Here is a 15,194-nt window from a genome sequence, read left to right on the forward strand (position 1 = left end):
CTCTTCTTTTTACCAATCACCGTAAATACGTGCTCAAAAATAGCGCCGAAAAAAGCAGTGATCGAGCATTTTAACCAGCTAGGGTGACCAGTTATTTACTACGATTGGTATAACTAATGTTTTGCGAACACGAGCGATGGCTAATCACAACCAGAACAAGCTGATTGAAAGATAGTGATGCTAAAGCTGATGTCGATATGTTTGTCTTGGTTAACTGGTGAGCTCAACAGGCACAAGTGACCATCGATACGACCAATTTGGGGTCAAACGATTAGCTAAGAAGTTCTCGGAAATGCGAGTATTGGATGTTGCCCTCTTTCCACCCCGAAAGCCGGGAGGACGGAGAACTCACAATGCTGGTCCAATGCTGCTTGGAATCCAACAGCGGCGTGTTGACAAGCAGAGAAGCCAGTAGTGATGGGGGGGAGAAATCGATCAGTAGATGATAAGCAGGCTCAAGATCGGCCACGCTTTCTTGCTCATTGCTGAGCATACGTCTGAAGTTTGCTGCTTGAAGGCTAGACTCGGTGTCGTGATAGTTGGAACTGTCACCAAAAGGTACGGTGCCAAATTGAGCCTTATCGCACTCTAAGTAGCTCGACGGATTATCCGTAGTGGCTTGTTTACACTGTTTTATCGAGGAAGATTGTTCATTCTGTGAAGATTGCTCTTGAGCCGAGTATATTTGAAATGGCTTAGAAGGAAACGAATAGCCGTTAGAATTCACTAAGCCAAAGCTCAGTAAAAACAACATTAAGACTAATCGTGTACCCAGTTTAAGCAATCTAATATCCAAACAACATTCTCGTAGATCGTCAATCTACAATACAAATGAAACGCTGTCTTGATTTAAAACATTTTTTTAGAAAATGATACGATGCAACCGATTAAGCGTTCTCGAATTTTAGATTTACATAGATCTAAAACGGCTTAGCAACAGGTGATACATAGACGTTATGAATGGTGGAAAAATAACAAAGCCAAGCGGTGATCGCTTGGCTTTGGGTTGTCTCTTTCTGTTGGTTTCAAGCTTTAGGCTTTAGGCTTTAGGCTTTAGGCTTTAGGACGCATGATGTTCTTAACCTTACGACTATTTTCACCAAAGATGCGTTGGACAAGTTGATTCATGTCTTCCGCAGTGATCGACCTCGCAACACGCTCAACTTGAGACAAAGCCTCGATGTCGTAACCATGAAGTAAATAACGAGACAGGTACCACGCTTGGTCGATAGAGCTCATCTCGAGAGGCGTGAAGTCAGCTTCAAACTGTTTCACTACCGCTCGCATTTCCTCTTCCGAGATACCTTGTAGAAGATCTGCAATCACCTTGTCGATCGCCACTTCCACTTTATCAACGTTCTCAGGCGCTATCATCGCACCAATAACCCACTCATGACTCAACTCGCTGTCTGCGGATGCTGAATACGTATAGGGTGAGTAATCTAAACTCAACTCTTCACGAATATAAGCATCTAAGCGAGTCGCCAACAGGCGTTCCAGGAACCCTTCCATGAAGACGTCTTTTTCCGTATAGCCTTCTTCAGTTTCAGGCTCTGAGATAACTCGTAAAACGTACTCTGCGCTATTCACATTGTTGATGGCTAAATCAATACGTGATTCTGATGGCTTCTTGTAAGCCACCTTAAAGTCAGGAACCTCGGCTTTCTCTAATGGAATCGAAGCCAAGTATTGCTGAACCAAAGGCTTTAATTCACTTGGGTCGATGTCACCCACGATAACCAATTGGTTATGTCTCATTTGACCAAACAGCTGCTGGTGAAGATTAGCGATGTCTTCCACAGAAACCGCTTCAACACGTTCTTTATCCACAAAGAGGTGGCGACTATCCTGACCATAGATGTTCTGGTTTCTTGCGCGCTCAAACTGGCCAACAGGGCTGCTCAAGAAAGATTCTTGACCTTGTACAAACTCCTGCTTCACTGCCTCTAACTGCTCGGGAACAATTTTAGGCGCAGTGATGAAGGTATAAAGCGCAGCAAACGTGTCTTCAAGCCCATCTTTGTTAATATTAAATTCAATACCATGACGAGTATTCCCAATGAAGGAATCGGCGCGAATATTTTCACGATCAAAGTACGCTAAAAGCTCAGAGCCCGTAAACTCACCGGCACCGCTTCGAGCGAAGGTAGGTAACGCAACCTCAACCGCTGGGTACAAGCTCGGATCCAAAGCGGCTTTTCCGCCGAGGCTCATGTACATCACCCCAACATCATCACCTGCCACATAATCACGCAGGTACCACATATCGATACCATTGCTTAACGTCCACTTTTGGATATATGGGTCTACGGACATTTGTTCAGCAAGTACAACCTCACCTTGCGAGCTAGGTATAGCAAAGGCACTGGCTGTTCCAATCGCAAGCGGCGGAACTCCCGCCTCGCTATACGTGGCTTTTAAGCTATCTAGAGAGTTAATGACCGCTGTTCTGTCTTCATTGTCGTCCATCCCAATAACAATAAAGTAATCATCAGAAAGTAGATTCTTGATGTTGTCGTTAATCACTTCAAGGCTCAAGTTAGCAATGAAAGCTTCCAAACTTACTTGATAGTCTTTCTGTGATTGGACGATTCGATCTGTGACTAACGCACTCGCTTTGTAGTTCGCGTGTTCAACGCTATCCATTTTATCCCAGTCATGCTCGATGTTGTCGAGTAAGTCTTGATAGTAGTGCTGTTCGCCAACAATATCCGTTTCCGAAACACCAAAATCACGCAATGACGCCAATGTAGAAAGCAGATCTTGTTGGATTACTTCACGGTCTCCAGCCGGAAACCCAACACTTATTGCCGAATAGTGCAGAGCACCCATTCGATAGCCATCAGACGCTATCCATTGAGTCGGCAGCGCGGCATCATTAAATACTGCTTCTAATCGTTGTCGAATCAACTGTTGAGAGGTTTCATCTAACCAACGTTGATGCTGCTGAGCATGATTTTCAACTCTATTTAAACCTCGGTTAAACGTCAGAGTGATGCTTGGCGCTTCTCTTCCTGCGTACTCAACATAATCATCTTCATTGAATGAGGTCATTTTCTGTTTCTCTGGTCTCGGCGTATCGCCACGCTCCCAGCTAGAAAACTTTTCTTCAATAAGTGGAATCACAGTTTTGATGTCCACATCACCAGAAACGACCAGCTCAACTATTTGAGGTTGATACCAAGTCTGATAAAAGTTGGTGATGCCTTGAGGAGTAGCATTCACGATCGACGATTTAGTCCCTAATGCATCTTGCGATTCGTACGGGCCGCCTTCAACGAAGTAATCATAATATATATCTCCGAATGACTTATCATCGAGGCGAGCCATACGGAACTCACCAAGAACCACGCCTTTTTCTTTTTCGACTTCTGAACTTGATAGATCCAGGCCATCACCAATGTCACGCATCCACGTCAAAGCAGACTGCAATTGGATGTTATCTGGCAAATCTAACTGGTAGACCGTCTCTTCATAAGAAGTGTAGGCATTAATATCAGCACCAAAGCTAGCGCCTGCGTCTTCGAATAGACGAATCACATCATTTTGAGAGAAATTCTTACTGCCATTGAATGCCATGTGTTCCAAAAAGTGCGCGTAGCCTTCTTGTTGAGAAGTCTCTTGAATCGAACCGGCGTGCACGACTAAACGAACAGATACGGATTCTTCATGATCTGGATAAACATGATAAGTAAGGCCATTTTCTAGTTGGCCTGAAGTCCATGCCGGATCCGGCTGGATTGGCGTTTCGGTAGTTTTTGATGTTGAGCTACAGCCAACTAAGGTGAGGCATAGAGCCGTCGCTAAATAATATGTTTTCATAACAACCTCTTAATGTCATTCATCGACAATATACAGATTGAGCTAACGATTATTATTTAATATTGAACCTGATGGGTATCTTTGTGATCTAGATCTTTATTTTATAAATCATAAATCGTTATGTAAGATCGCTGTGCTCATTTAAATAGGCATTTAGATAAGAGCCTATTAAATCGATTTTAGACTCGCTAACTACATCTATTTAAAATCAATAAGCTACATAAATTTCAGCCAGTTCTCTACATACCCTTAAACAACGCTTGCGAGGCACGGCTGATCGGTAGCTTTTCCCCTGACACATACGCCGACATCTGGCCTGAGAGCCCTTTCTTCACCTTATCAATGGCCGACACCTTAACCACCACCGAGCGATGGATCTGCCAAAACTCATCTGGGTTAAGCTGCGCAATCAGCTCTTTTAGAGACACGCGAAGAATAAATTCCTCTAGCAAACCGCCTTGGCCTTTTTTGAATATAGACACGTACTTGTCTTCCGCTTTGAAGTAAGCAACATCATCGACGGCGATAAGGTGAATGTCTTCTCCAACGCTAGCCTTGAGCCACGTTAGATGTTTCTTCTGCTGTTGATAAAGGGGCTGCGATAGATAAGGAGGCTGCGTTTGCTGGGAAGTCGATTGTGATAGCTGTTGAAGCTGAGCCATTAACGCTGTGATATCGGGCTGTTCCGGAGTGCTACCTGTTTGCGTTTGGTTGCTCGACAAACGCGCTTGCACCTTCTGACATGTGGCCAGTAAGCGTTCTTCATTAATGGGTTTCAGCAGGTAATCCATCGCATTATGTTCAAAAGCTTTGACTGCGTATTCGTCATAAGCCGTAATGAACACAATCAATGGCGGTGAATCTAGCTTGTTGAGTTGCTTCGCCAGCAAGATTCCATCCAGCTCTGGCATACGAATATCGAGAAAAGCCACGTCGGGCTTAAGCTGCTGAATACTCTCCATCGCCTCCAAACCGTTTTGTGCTTTACTGACGATTTCTAACTCCGGCCAAACCTCAGCAAGGCTCTTGTCTAAGTGGTGCCTTAACAGTGCTTCATCGTCTGCGATTATCGCCGTTACGCTCGGCTGTACTGTTGGGTTGTTCATGGTTAGTCCTTTAAATTCACACTGTAAATCGTCTATTTTGCGTCACTGTTCGGTGTTTTCTGATCTGTAATTCTAGGCGGCTGCCTCAGTCAACGGTAACAAGATCGTCGAGACTACCCCGCCTTCAGCGTGTTCAGTAATCGTTAGGCTCGCCTTATCACCATACAGGGTTTCGATTCTTTGACGAATATTGCTTAACCCAACACCGTGACCCGTATTCGCAGAAGGCGTTTTCAACCCAGCGCCATTATCAGCCACTTCAATTTTTAGCTGCTGTGCTTGTTGAGTAATACGAATATTCACTTGGCCACCAGCGGCTTTGGGCTCGATGCCGTGCGTGAGTGCATTCTCGACCAAAGGTTGAATCAAGAACGGTGGAATCACCTGCAAATCGCTAATCTCGTGTATTTCAATCGAGAACGTTAAGCGCTCACCCAAGCGTATCTTTTGGATATTAAGATAAGCGTCTAACAAGTCGACCTCTTGTGCGATGGTCGATTGCTCGGTGCGGCTGTTTTTCAGAGTTACACGTAATAAGTCAGTCAGTTTTTCGAGCATCAACTTGGCTTTCGCGCTGTCACTCTCAATCAATACATTGATGGTCGCAAGCGTGTTGAACAAGAAGTGCGGTTCAATTTGGCTTTGCAGCTGTTTTAACTGGCTAAGTACAACGACCTTTTCTTGATCAGATTGGCGACGCTTCGCCACCTCTAATTCATTATCGGCACGTAACTGCTGCTCCCGAGTATAGAAATAGTAATAGCAAACCGAACAGAAGATCACACCGAGCAAGACTACAGATTTAAGGTCCGAGATATTAGCCCCGAAATACCCGTTCAACCAATAGTGTGCGTTCAAGGTACCAAAGGTCATCGCGATCACCATTGAGATACCCACCTCAAGCGTTCGAGATGTCCTCTTAAACAACTTCACCAAGATGAAAGAAGAACCCACGGCGCTGTAGCCAAAGCCAAAACTGATTGCCAGGTTAACCGTTAATCCGCCGCCCCAAATCGTATGGGTTGTAATCGCAATAAGAACACAAAATAGCGTGGTGAACGCGAAACTCTTAATCCATGAAAATCGACTGTTTGAAGAAGTGTCCATTAAAATCGTCCTTTGATATTTAAGAGAATCATATGACTATCGGGTAAACTGGCGTAAGCAGAATCACTTTTACCACCTAGAAAGCGTGCAGCAAGTTCCAAATCCAACGATGAATTGCCATTATCTAAAGCCTGATAATTGAGCCACTGAGTCGCAATAAAACCACCATCTTGAGGAGACAACATGACATCGAATGTTGGCGTGATATCTTCAAGCCAGCCATGTGTCGAATCCAGAGACCAATGAAACATGATGTTGTGTTGAACCAAATTGGCGTGCTGATAACCTTGAGCATAAGAACCTACCAACGAAGATGTCATCGGATTAACCGACAAAGACTCTGCACTTTCTATCGCGCTTTGCCACTCAGAATGACTCCAAGCACGGCTATCAAACCAGTATTCCAGCACCACATTATGGCCCGTGTCATTGGCCCATGTTAATCCTGCTAACGCTTGATAAGCCTCGCCCTGCTCTTCAAGATAAACCGGTTTATGCAGTGAGTTAGGCTGGCTGTAACCCAAACTTTGTCGCTGATAAACCATCGAACCGTGAAACTCCCACGCGAGATTTAATACCGACACCAAGCTCGCTCCAAGCAAGCCGTGGCGTACATCGTCGTAATAAGCGATCCATTGATATTCGTGGTCGCCAACCAGATTGTAACGACGTATCCCAAAGCCTTGTTGCTGATTCTGCTTTTCGAATTCATTCACATCTTGGGAAGTCCATGACGAATCGCTGTAAAGCAGTGTCCACTCGCCCGTCATATCGAACAGTGACGCCGAGGCAATACCTGCGCCCTCTTCTGCGACAATGCCCACTGGGTTTTGTCGGTAAGGTTTGATGATGTCTAACGGTCGATAGCCATAGCCCACGCCCCAATCCAAACGAACCTTGCCAAGCGTGACATCAAGATAGTGGTCACCGAACGCTGAATTAGACAGTTCAACACCACCTTGCCAAAACAGCTCGCGCACAATGAATTCCGATTCAAAGCTCGCCTCATTCCCCTGTGGGTCATTGCTCAAAATGTCGTTGGCTTTCATTGCAAACAGGCCAAGCCAATTGCCATATCCAACCTCAAGATCCAAAAAACCATTGAGTGACTGGCGATTGTCAGATACGAAAGGGTTAAATGGCGACTCTCTCGATTCAACGGCCTCAGCACTCAATTGCCAGTCCCAGGCTAGGTTCAGATCGTCCGCTTGAGTCGTATTACTCATACAAGGCAGCACAAGGAAAGTAACGATTAAAGGCTTGATGTGGAATCGACGACTAGAAGCTTTCATGGCACCCACCTAAAGCCCAGACACGCTATTACGTGATAAGTAAGCAGGGTTGTAGTATTTGTCCGCTAAAGCTTGTTCGCTTACCTCGCGGTACTCAATCACGGTTTTCTTACTTGGTTGAATCTTATCGAGCAAAGTCATCGAAACTACACTTGGCAAGCCATCTCGCACGCCTTCAGTAAACCAAGCTTGCTTGGCCAGTTTTCCAGAACGCAGATACAGATCCGCTTTAACAGGAAACGCTCGGTCTGCCGTTAACCACAGATCAATCGATTGATAGCTGGCACCCTTGGTTTTCGCCGTTAGCTTTAGATGATAAGTATCGAGTGTCTCGCCAGTCGACCTCTCAACCTGTTGCTCGGCAACCCACTTACCTTGGTAATCTTCGCTCCAAGTGAGCGTCGAAATGTCCCCTACCGAAGCTTCACCCAAGAGTTTCTGCATTGGTGTGATTCGGATAGGTCGGCGCGATTTCGGCATCAGTAACCAATAGTTGTCCTCTATCATCAGCATCTTTTGACCCGCCTCGACCGCAGACTTGAACACGACCAGCGACTCTCGGTTTGGTCTTGTGTAGACGTTGTATTCGCGGGTTTTGTCTAGTTGCTCGTCTTGATATAGCGCGACCAGAGATACCACTTTTGATGCCTGTTCGCTGTTCAAACGGTAGCTGTCTGCCTTAGCAATCATCTCGGTAACTTGCTGTGAATCGATAGCCCAGCTTGGTGCCGATGCTAGAGCCAACGCAGAACCTAAAATAGTGAGTGAACGAGTAAATTTATACATAAACCAGCGCCTCCGTGATTGGCTTATTTACGCCTTTGCGAGCAGAGAAATAAGCGGCTAGCAAACAGATCGTCAGTACACCCAAGGTGGCGTAACCAACCAATTCCAATGAGAAGTAAATATTGAGTGGGTAACCTTCGGTTCTTCCCGGAGGTGGTGGCATTTGCACATCAATCACCAGCAATAACACCGACACTAAACCGCTCACTAGTGCGCCTATCGCACTGCCAATTACCGCCAGTAAGCCCGCCTCTTTTAGAAAACCCGCCACGATTTCAGAAGGGTAACTGCCAAGTGCCGACAAAGTGCCAATCTCACGAGTTCGCTCGGTCACCGACATGGTCATGGTGTTAAACAAAGATACGAACACTACCAATGCCATCACTGCGCCCATGATGCCGAAGATACGGTCGTAAAGGTCTTTAACCTTGGTGTAGAAGAACGCGCGACCTTGCCACGGGGTGATCTCGATCTCTGTGCCTTGATCGCTTTGGCTCGCACTATTTCGATCTAAAGCTGTTTGGATACGCTGTTGAACGGTCGAGGTCTTGCTTGTTTCAAATAGAAACACCGACAAGGTACTGACTTTATCTGACGCTAAAAGCTCTTGGGCAGTGGTGATGTGTACGTATAACTGACGCTTATCCAGCTCAGGCACTCCTGTCGAGTAAATACCCTGCACCTTAAAATCAAAAGCGTTCAATGCGCCGTCACTGGTAGTCGCGAGCAGTGTCACCCAATCGCCAACGGCAACTTTGAGATTACGAGCAAGGTCAGTTCCCAGCATCACTTGTGGCTCTTGGCTGTCGTATCTGGGAGATTTCACATCCGAGAGGGTCTGACCGCTGCGCACATCTAAGAAAGGACCTTTCATGTCGAACTCACGCTCATTGACACCCGTTCCCATAAAAATGGTCGATTTGCTGCCGTTAGACACCAAACCACTAAAATAGACCCTAGGCTGCACACCACGCACGTCGCTGTCGCCAATAATGCTCTTGGTTAGGGCTTGAACATTGTCTAGACCATTGCTCAGCGGCATGTCTTCATCTTGCTCAAAATATCCCGGCGTACTCAAAGTAAGATGACCAGTATCGCGCGCGGTCGATTCACGCAGAGATTCATAGGTATAAAGCCCATAACCTCCAGCCGAGGTCAGCGCAAATACGGCAATTGCGATGATCAATACCGAAAGCAGACTACGGCGACCGTTTCTCAATAAATTAAGCCACGCCAAACGCACCGAGGTAGGAAGCAAAAAAGTGCTCATTCTTTGTGTTAACTTGCCCATGAGATAGCCTCCGTTGCTGTGACTTGTGGCGCCAGTTGACCATCGATAAGTTCAATGACTCGGTCACAACGCTGCGCCATTCTTGGGTCATGCGTTGCGACAATAAAGGTGGTGCCCATTTCATGGCCGAGCTCTTTCATAATGTCGATCACAAGGTTGGCGGTGTGACTGTCTAAACTAGCGGTCGGCTCATCGGCAATGACTAAGCTTGGGTTGTGGATTAGCGCTCTGGCTATCGCGACACGTTGCTGCTGGCCGCCTGAAAGATTGTCTGGGCGATGATGTACATATTCGCCTAGCCCAACACGCTCCAACATCTCTTGTGCTCTGGTCTGCTGTTCTTGTTTCGAACATTGGTTCAACATCAATGGGTAGGCCACGTTCTCAAGTGCCGTCATCACTGGAACCAGATTGAAGCGCTGAAATACAAAACCCAACGACTGACGGCGAAAGCGTGCAGCGGCGATTTGCTCTGTCGGATACGGTTGGCCATCAATATTGATCTGTCCTCGATAGCTCATATCCAACAAACCAAGAATATTCAAAAGTGTGCTTTTTCCAGAACCCGACGGGCCACACAACGCCACCATTTCACCGCGCTGGATATGGCCATCGACCCCGTTTAATGCATCAACACGTTGACCGCCTGTGACATATGCTTTGCCGATATCTTTAAATTCAATCATCCCGTTTTCCTCTGATTACTAACCAACTGTTTAGCTTCCATGCCCTTTATTTCGCTTTCGCTATTAGGGCCTTCGCAGTCATCGTTTCGATGTTGCCAGCATCGGTGTTTTCCATCTTTTCAAGCCACACCTGTGCTTGCTCGAAGTCCTCAGCACGAATCGATGCAGTAATGGCGTAACGGTAAATCCACGATGTCGCAGCGAAATGTTGCTGTTGGAAATCATCTTCCGCGAGTAACGCGAGGAACAGGTCATAACCACGATCAAAATGGTTAAACATGTCTGGTAGCGAGGTGTAAGTCACCGCGGCCATTGCGCGAGTTAAGTAAGAATCTGGCAGCCCTTGAACACGAGGTTGCTCATGAATCGGTTGGTCTTCGTCTTTTAGCAGCACCAGTGATTTATCAATGGTTGATAAGCCTTTCTCCACATACTTCATCTTGTTCCAAGGTAAGAACGCATCACGCCCCATCAGGGTTTCTGTGCTTCCGAGGTAAACCAAGGTCAGTGGTGTCGCTCCGTCTTGTTGTAAGGTTTCGTTAAGGCGTTCATACGCCACCTCAACCAAATCTTCATTGCCTTGCGCGGCTTGGTTATAGATATCGAGCACGTCTGAACTCGGGTTGGCCTGCACCAAAGTGGGTGCGAATGAAACAAGTGCAATCAGTAATGAACGCTTAAGCAGAGAAGCGGTAGAGCCTGAATTAAATGAGTGTGAAGTAGTCATAATTTCTAATCCCTTTCAAATGTTGACGTTGAAAGGTTAACTAGAATTTGTCGCGCAGTTTTACCAATGCGACGAATGGTAATAATGAGGAGTGAATGGTTGAGAGGCGGTGTGAGTGGGGATATAGGATTCAGTTATTGTATTTCAGTAAAAGTCGTGCTTATTTTGCACAACCCATATTTACTAATTATTCATACTGGGTAGACATAAACATACCTGATACATTGGAGCTATGTATCGTTTTTGTAATCTTCGGAATAGAAACGGTGATTCAGGAGATCGATGAGTAATTGTTGAAATAAATCATTCGCATAACCACTTACAGCTTTAAAATACGAGACAAAGTTAATACAATCTTGTTGCGCATTGAAATGGTTCAATGTTTATATCAAATTAGTTATGGATTTATCAATATCATGGAAGCAACAACAGTTAATGCTAACGAAACTCAAACGCCAAAAGTTCTAAACAAACTTGGAACTGCATCATATGGTCTCGTTGCAATTGGGTCTTTCTTACCTGCAATTACTATCAAAATGTGGGGAGTGTCTGAATCAATTACAGGTTTAGATGTCTACGGGTTCACTATAGTCTTACTAATGATTGTAGGCTCAGCATCCTGCGCTCTTGGCTTACCAAAAATCGTAGCAAAAGGCATTGGTGCAGTGTCATTAGCGTATCTTTATTACCACTTGTTTCAAGCCATCGGTGATTTAAATGAAATGGCGCAAATGATGGGGGGGCGTCGTGGTGGTGAACTGGGACAGATCATTGAATTAGCTCTACAAAGCGCAAATATTGGCATTGTCGCCTTACTACTTGGCTTCATTTCGTTAAACATTTTTATGTTTGTAGGTTACAAACTTCACCCTCGCTTCGAGGCATTAGATGTAATCTTGAAACACTACTCTTCAAAAGCCTCAGAAAAAGCCGTTGAAAAATCAACTCAAATCAAGAAAGCAACCGAAGAGAAAGCATCAGCAGTTAAACAGAAAGCCAATCAAGTTCAGAAAGAGCAAATCGATAAAGGTGAATAAACTCATTTAAATCATCAATTTTGGACATCTATTTTAACGATTTTCGTCCCATTGATAATTCATAGATTGCTGAATTAGGAATCAAACAGAAAATTCAATACGTTTAAAAGAGTTCAAACCAAACAAAAATAGCCGCTAATCAGCGGCTATTTTTAATTATCCAAGCGAAGCTTCTATTACTTCTAGCTTTCTACTTCTTTGTCTCTTCAACCACGGCTTTCATCAATACTGATGTATCCATGCGGCCTTGTCCTTCGGCAGACAGTGCCTTGTAGGCGTTGTTGGTCTTTTCAGTCAGTGGAAGCTGGATGCCTTGGCGCTCAGCTTCATCTAGACAGAAACCTAAGTCTTTGATCATCCAATCAATTGCAAAGCCAAAATCGAACTTGTTTTGTGCCATTGTGGTAGCACGGTTTTCCATCTGCCATGAGCCAGCAGCGCCGTTTTTAAGGCAATCAACCAGAGTTGGGATATCCAAACCTGATTTTTCAGCAAGCACTAAGCCTTCAGATAAGCCATTCAACACTCCTGCAATGCAGATCTGGTTAACCATTTTCGCGCGTTGGCCTTGGCCGACTTTACCCATAAGAACTGACGACTTACCGTAAGCTTCGAACACAGGTTGAAGGTCGTTGAAAAGCGCTTGTTCGCCACCACACATGATGGTTAGCACGCCATTTTCTGCGCCCGCTTGGCCACCAGATACAGGTGCATCCATAAAGCGAATACCGGCTTGCTTCGCTGCCACTTCAAGCTCTTCAGACAGAACTGCAGACGTTGTAGTGTGATCGACAAGAATCGCGTTTGGCTTCATCGCTGCCAATGCGCCTGTTTCGCTGGTTGTCATGCTGCGTACGTCGTCATCGTTGCCCACACAAACCAATACCACGTCAGCTTCCGCTACACATTCAGCCACAGATTCTGCCGCTTTACCTTGGTGTTTATCAGCCCAGTCTAGCGCTTTACTGTGAGTGCGGTTAAATACCGTTACTTCAAAACCGGCTTTGACTAGATGGCCTGCCATTGGGAAACCCATAACGCCTAGCCCGATAAAACTTACTTTCATTTCTTTCTCCTTTTATTTGACCAAACCATCACTATGAAAAGATCGAACACTCTCAATCAATGCATCAATAAGCAGGGTCAAAGCCTTTGGCTGATATTTTCTTTCTTTGTACACTAAATACGCTTGGCGATCACCCCGATGATACTCAGGGAGTACTTAAATCAGATTCATGTCGGGATAAGACGAACAATATAATGAAGTTCAGCGATAAATCGCGACCAGAGAACGCTTTGTCAGCCGTACATTATGGAACGATGATCAAGGAAAATCAGGTATAACGTTCATAAAAAAACCGAGCACTAGGCTCGGTTTTTTGTATTCTACATTTACTCACAAGAGCAAAGCTATCAATTATAGATTGATATTACAGCTCAGCGTTGTGGTAAACCTGCTGAACGTCATCACAGTCGTCAAGCATGTCTAAGAACTTCTGGAATTTCTCAGAATCTTCTTCAGCTACTGGCGTAGTTGTTTGAGGAACGAAAGTGATTTCCTCAACGTCTAGCGTTAGCTCTGGGAACGCAGTGTTTAGTGCAGTCTTCGTTTTGAAGAACTCAGTCGTTGGAGCGAATACAGTGATTACACCGTCTTCTAGCTCAACGTCAGTCACGTCTACGTCTTCCATCATAAGCGTTTCTAGGATGATCTCGTCATCTTCGCCTTTGAACTGGAATACAGCTTGGTGAGCGAACATGTGAGAAACAGTACCTTCAACACCGATTTTCGCGCCAGTCTTAACGAAACATTGGCGAACGTCTTGGAAAGTACGGTTGCCGTTGTCAGTTAGACAGTCAACGATTACACTTGTGCCACCTGGGCCAAAACCTTCGTAGCGAGCTGGTTGGAAGTCTTCACCGCCGCCGCCGTTCGCTTTATCGATCGCTTTTTCGATAACGTGTGCTGGTACTTGGTCTTTCTTCGCTTTAGCAATCAGGTGCTTAAGAGGTAGGTTCATGTCTGGGTCAGAGCTGCCGTTCTTAGCCAGTACGTAAATCTCTTTACCGTATTTAGAATAAACTTTAATTTTTGCGCCTGCAGTTTTCGCCATTGAGGCCTTGCGCACTTCAAAACTTCTTCCCATCGGGATCTTCTCTCTGATTCAATTAACGGTGCAAATTCTAGCAAATTACTGTGTCATTTCAATTCTACAGCACTGCTGGGCAAGGTTTGTCTGCGTTTATGCGACACCCATTACCCGTTTGTATTTTTCAACAGACTGATCAAACCAAGCCTTTTCTTCTGGGTCACCTAGCTTCATTGCTTCTTCAACAATGGCTTCAGGGCCACATTTCGCTTGCTTCAGTTTCCATACAAGAAACGATGCTTGCTTATCCAGTTCGATTTTATTTTTCTCGCTGGGTGGAAGGAGTGAAAGGTTGATAGACATTGCTAGCCTTCGTCTGTAATACACTTGGCCGAGAAATATATCATAGAGCAGCCTCATAAAACCAATACTATGAGTAACAGAAAGGGTTTATGAGACCCGAAACCAAGCAAGTCACTGATGCAGGTCAAGCTAAGGGGAGTTGGGAAAAGTGTTACCGCGAGTTATTTGCCAATAAAAGGCTCACAGTAAGCCCCGGAACATTTTAAATACTGTATCAATTTATCAAATCTTTAAGCTCAACTTCCGAAAAATCTACTTTGTATTCAGTTTCAGACAAATCACCTAAATAAATTTTGCAATCTAAATTATTTGTTCTGATTGCGAGTTGAATTTTTCTCTTAATTTCGGAAGATGCTCTAGCTCCTATATAAACGCTATGAATTGCCTCAGGGGGGATTGGGTAGAGGTAGACGCTATTACCAAAATTGTCTTTATGTTCTGTCTTGAACTCATCATCCATTAGTGAAAGGAACAACCTTTCTTCCTGCTCATACGCCCAATCCAATGGCTTATGGCATAGAAGGTCAAGTTTATCACCACTGTGAACATTAAATTGCATTCGAGATTCCGAGTATTTTACAGGTGATGGCTTAGTCGGCTCTCCAAATAAAGTTGGCCTGTGGAAAAATTCGTGGCTTTCATCAAAACCAATGACGTAACCAGTCATGGCACTGGAATAATGTGACCACATCAAAAGATTTTGTTTAGTGCGAGACAAAGACAAGATACCAAACTTGTCTCCGAATAAGCCCATCAACTCAGTCCTTACTTCTGAAGAACCTAATCGATTCGTAATATGCGCCACTAATTCTTGTCTACCATTTGATAATATTTGCCAATTATCTTCAGTTTTTTCTTCATCGGCAGTCGGCTTTGTTTCCTAAATC

14 protein-coding genes and 1 pseudogene are annotated in these 15,194 nt (G+C 44.9%); 1 reads left to right on the forward strand and 14 read right to left on the reverse strand.

What is annotated here, in order from left to right; genetic code table 11:
• Nucleotides 1–271: 271 nt before the first annotated feature.
• The 9 genes from AB4138_RS19615 to AB4138_RS19655 all read right to left on the reverse strand — a co-directional run bounded on the left by AB4138_RS19615 (nt 272) and on the right by AB4138_RS19655 (nt 10,817).
• On the reverse strand, nt 272–754 hold the full coding sequence (locus AB4138_RS19615; RefSeq protein WP_102397368.1) for a hypothetical protein: 483 nt from the start codon (nt 752–754) through the stop codon (nt 272–274).
• A 299-nt stretch (nt 755–1,053) separates the two neighbouring features.
• Complete coding sequence (locus AB4138_RS19620; protein ID WP_372307375.1) at nt 1,054–3,822, reverse strand: M16 family metallopeptidase; 2,769 nt, start codon at nt 3,820–3,822, stop codon at nt 1,054–1,056.
• A gap of 239 nt (nt 3,823–4,061) precedes the next feature.
• Nucleotides 4,062–4,928, reverse strand: coding sequence for a LytTR family DNA-binding domain-containing protein (locus AB4138_RS19625; protein WP_171732653.1), 867 nt, complete (start codon nt 4,926–4,928; stop codon nt 4,062–4,064).
• Between the two features lie 72 nt (nt 4,929–5,000).
• On the reverse strand, nt 5,001–6,035 hold the full coding sequence (locus AB4138_RS19630) for a sensor histidine kinase (protein ID WP_372057701.1): 1,035 nt from the start codon (nt 6,033–6,035) through the stop codon (nt 5,001–5,003).
• Entirely contained in the window at nt 6,035–7,327 is a 1,293-nt protein-coding gene (locus AB4138_RS19635; RefSeq protein ID WP_372307379.1) for a hypothetical protein, read from the reverse strand. The genes AB4138_RS19630 and AB4138_RS19635 overlap by 1 nt, the downstream gene beginning before the upstream one ends.
• Before the next feature lie 9 nt (nt 7,328–7,336).
• Nucleotides 7,337–8,113, reverse strand: a complete 777-nt coding sequence (locus AB4138_RS19640) for an outer membrane lipoprotein-sorting protein (protein ID WP_065583958.1) — start codon at nt 8,111–8,113, stop codon at nt 7,337–7,339.
• The gene (locus AB4138_RS19645; protein ID WP_372307381.1) at nt 8,106–9,404 is read right to left on the reverse strand and encodes an ABC transporter permease; all 1,299 of its coding nucleotides are present in this window, start codon (nt 9,402–9,404) and stop codon (nt 8,106–8,108) included. The genes AB4138_RS19640 and AB4138_RS19645 overlap by 8 nt, the downstream gene beginning before the upstream one ends.
• Nucleotides 9,392–10,090, reverse strand: a complete 699-nt coding sequence (locus tag AB4138_RS19650; protein WP_372102626.1) for an ABC transporter ATP-binding protein — start codon at nt 10,088–10,090, stop codon at nt 9,392–9,394. Before AB4138_RS19650 ends, AB4138_RS19645 begins: the two co-directional genes overlap by 13 nt.
• A gap of 46 nt (nt 10,091–10,136) precedes the next feature.
• Nucleotides 10,137–10,817: a hypothetical protein gene (locus tag AB4138_RS19655; RefSeq protein WP_102320952.1), complete on the reverse strand. Its 681-nt coding sequence runs from the start codon at nt 10,815–10,817 to the stop codon at nt 10,137–10,139.
• Nucleotides 10,818–11,173: 356 nt separating this feature from the next.
• Here AB4138_RS19655 and AB4138_RS19660 point away from each other — a divergent pair, with 356 nt between their 5' ends.
• Nucleotides 11,174–11,854 carry a hypothetical protein gene (locus AB4138_RS19660; RefSeq protein ID WP_372098149.1) on the forward strand — a complete coding sequence of 227 codons (681 nt, stop codon included), beginning with the start codon at nt 11,174–11,176 and terminating at the stop codon, nt 11,852–11,854.
• Between the two features lie 190 nt (nt 11,855–12,044).
• Here AB4138_RS19660 and AB4138_RS19665 read toward each other — a convergent pair whose 3' ends face one another.
• From AB4138_RS19665 to AB4138_RS19685, 5 genes and pseudogenes are all read right to left on the reverse strand, one after another.
• Complete coding sequence (locus AB4138_RS19665) at nt 12,045–12,920, reverse strand: NAD(P)-dependent oxidoreductase (protein ID WP_372102629.1); 876 nt, start codon at nt 12,918–12,920, stop codon at nt 12,045–12,047.
• 12 nt (nt 12,921–12,932) lie between these two features.
• A pseudogene (locus AB4138_RS19670) lies at nt 12,933–13,097 on the reverse strand (LysR family transcriptional regulator); the annotation flags it as partial.
• A 187-nt stretch (nt 13,098–13,284) separates the two neighbouring features.
• The gene (locus AB4138_RS19675; RefSeq protein WP_010432326.1) at nt 13,285–14,001 is read right to left on the reverse strand and encodes a YebC/PmpR family DNA-binding transcriptional regulator; all 717 of its coding nucleotides are present in this window, start codon (nt 13,999–14,001) and stop codon (nt 13,285–13,287) included.
• Nucleotides 14,002–14,097: 96 nt separating this feature from the next.
• On the reverse strand, nt 14,098–14,307 hold the full coding sequence (locus AB4138_RS19680; protein ID WP_004732615.1) for a DUF3283 family protein: 210 nt from the start codon (nt 14,305–14,307) through the stop codon (nt 14,098–14,100).
• 214 nt (nt 14,308–14,521) lie between these two features.
• Nucleotides 14,522–15,061, reverse strand: coding sequence for a DUF2971 domain-containing protein (locus tag AB4138_RS19685; protein WP_372307384.1), 540 nt, complete (start codon nt 15,059–15,061; stop codon nt 14,522–14,524).
• Between the last annotated feature and the right edge of the window lie 133 nt (nt 15,062–15,194).

Source organism: Vibrio sp. 10N.286.52.C3 (assembly GCF_041468865.1).
GTDB classification, from domain to species: Bacteria; Pseudomonadota; Gammaproteobacteria; order Enterobacterales; family Vibrionaceae; genus Vibrio; species Vibrio crassostreae_C.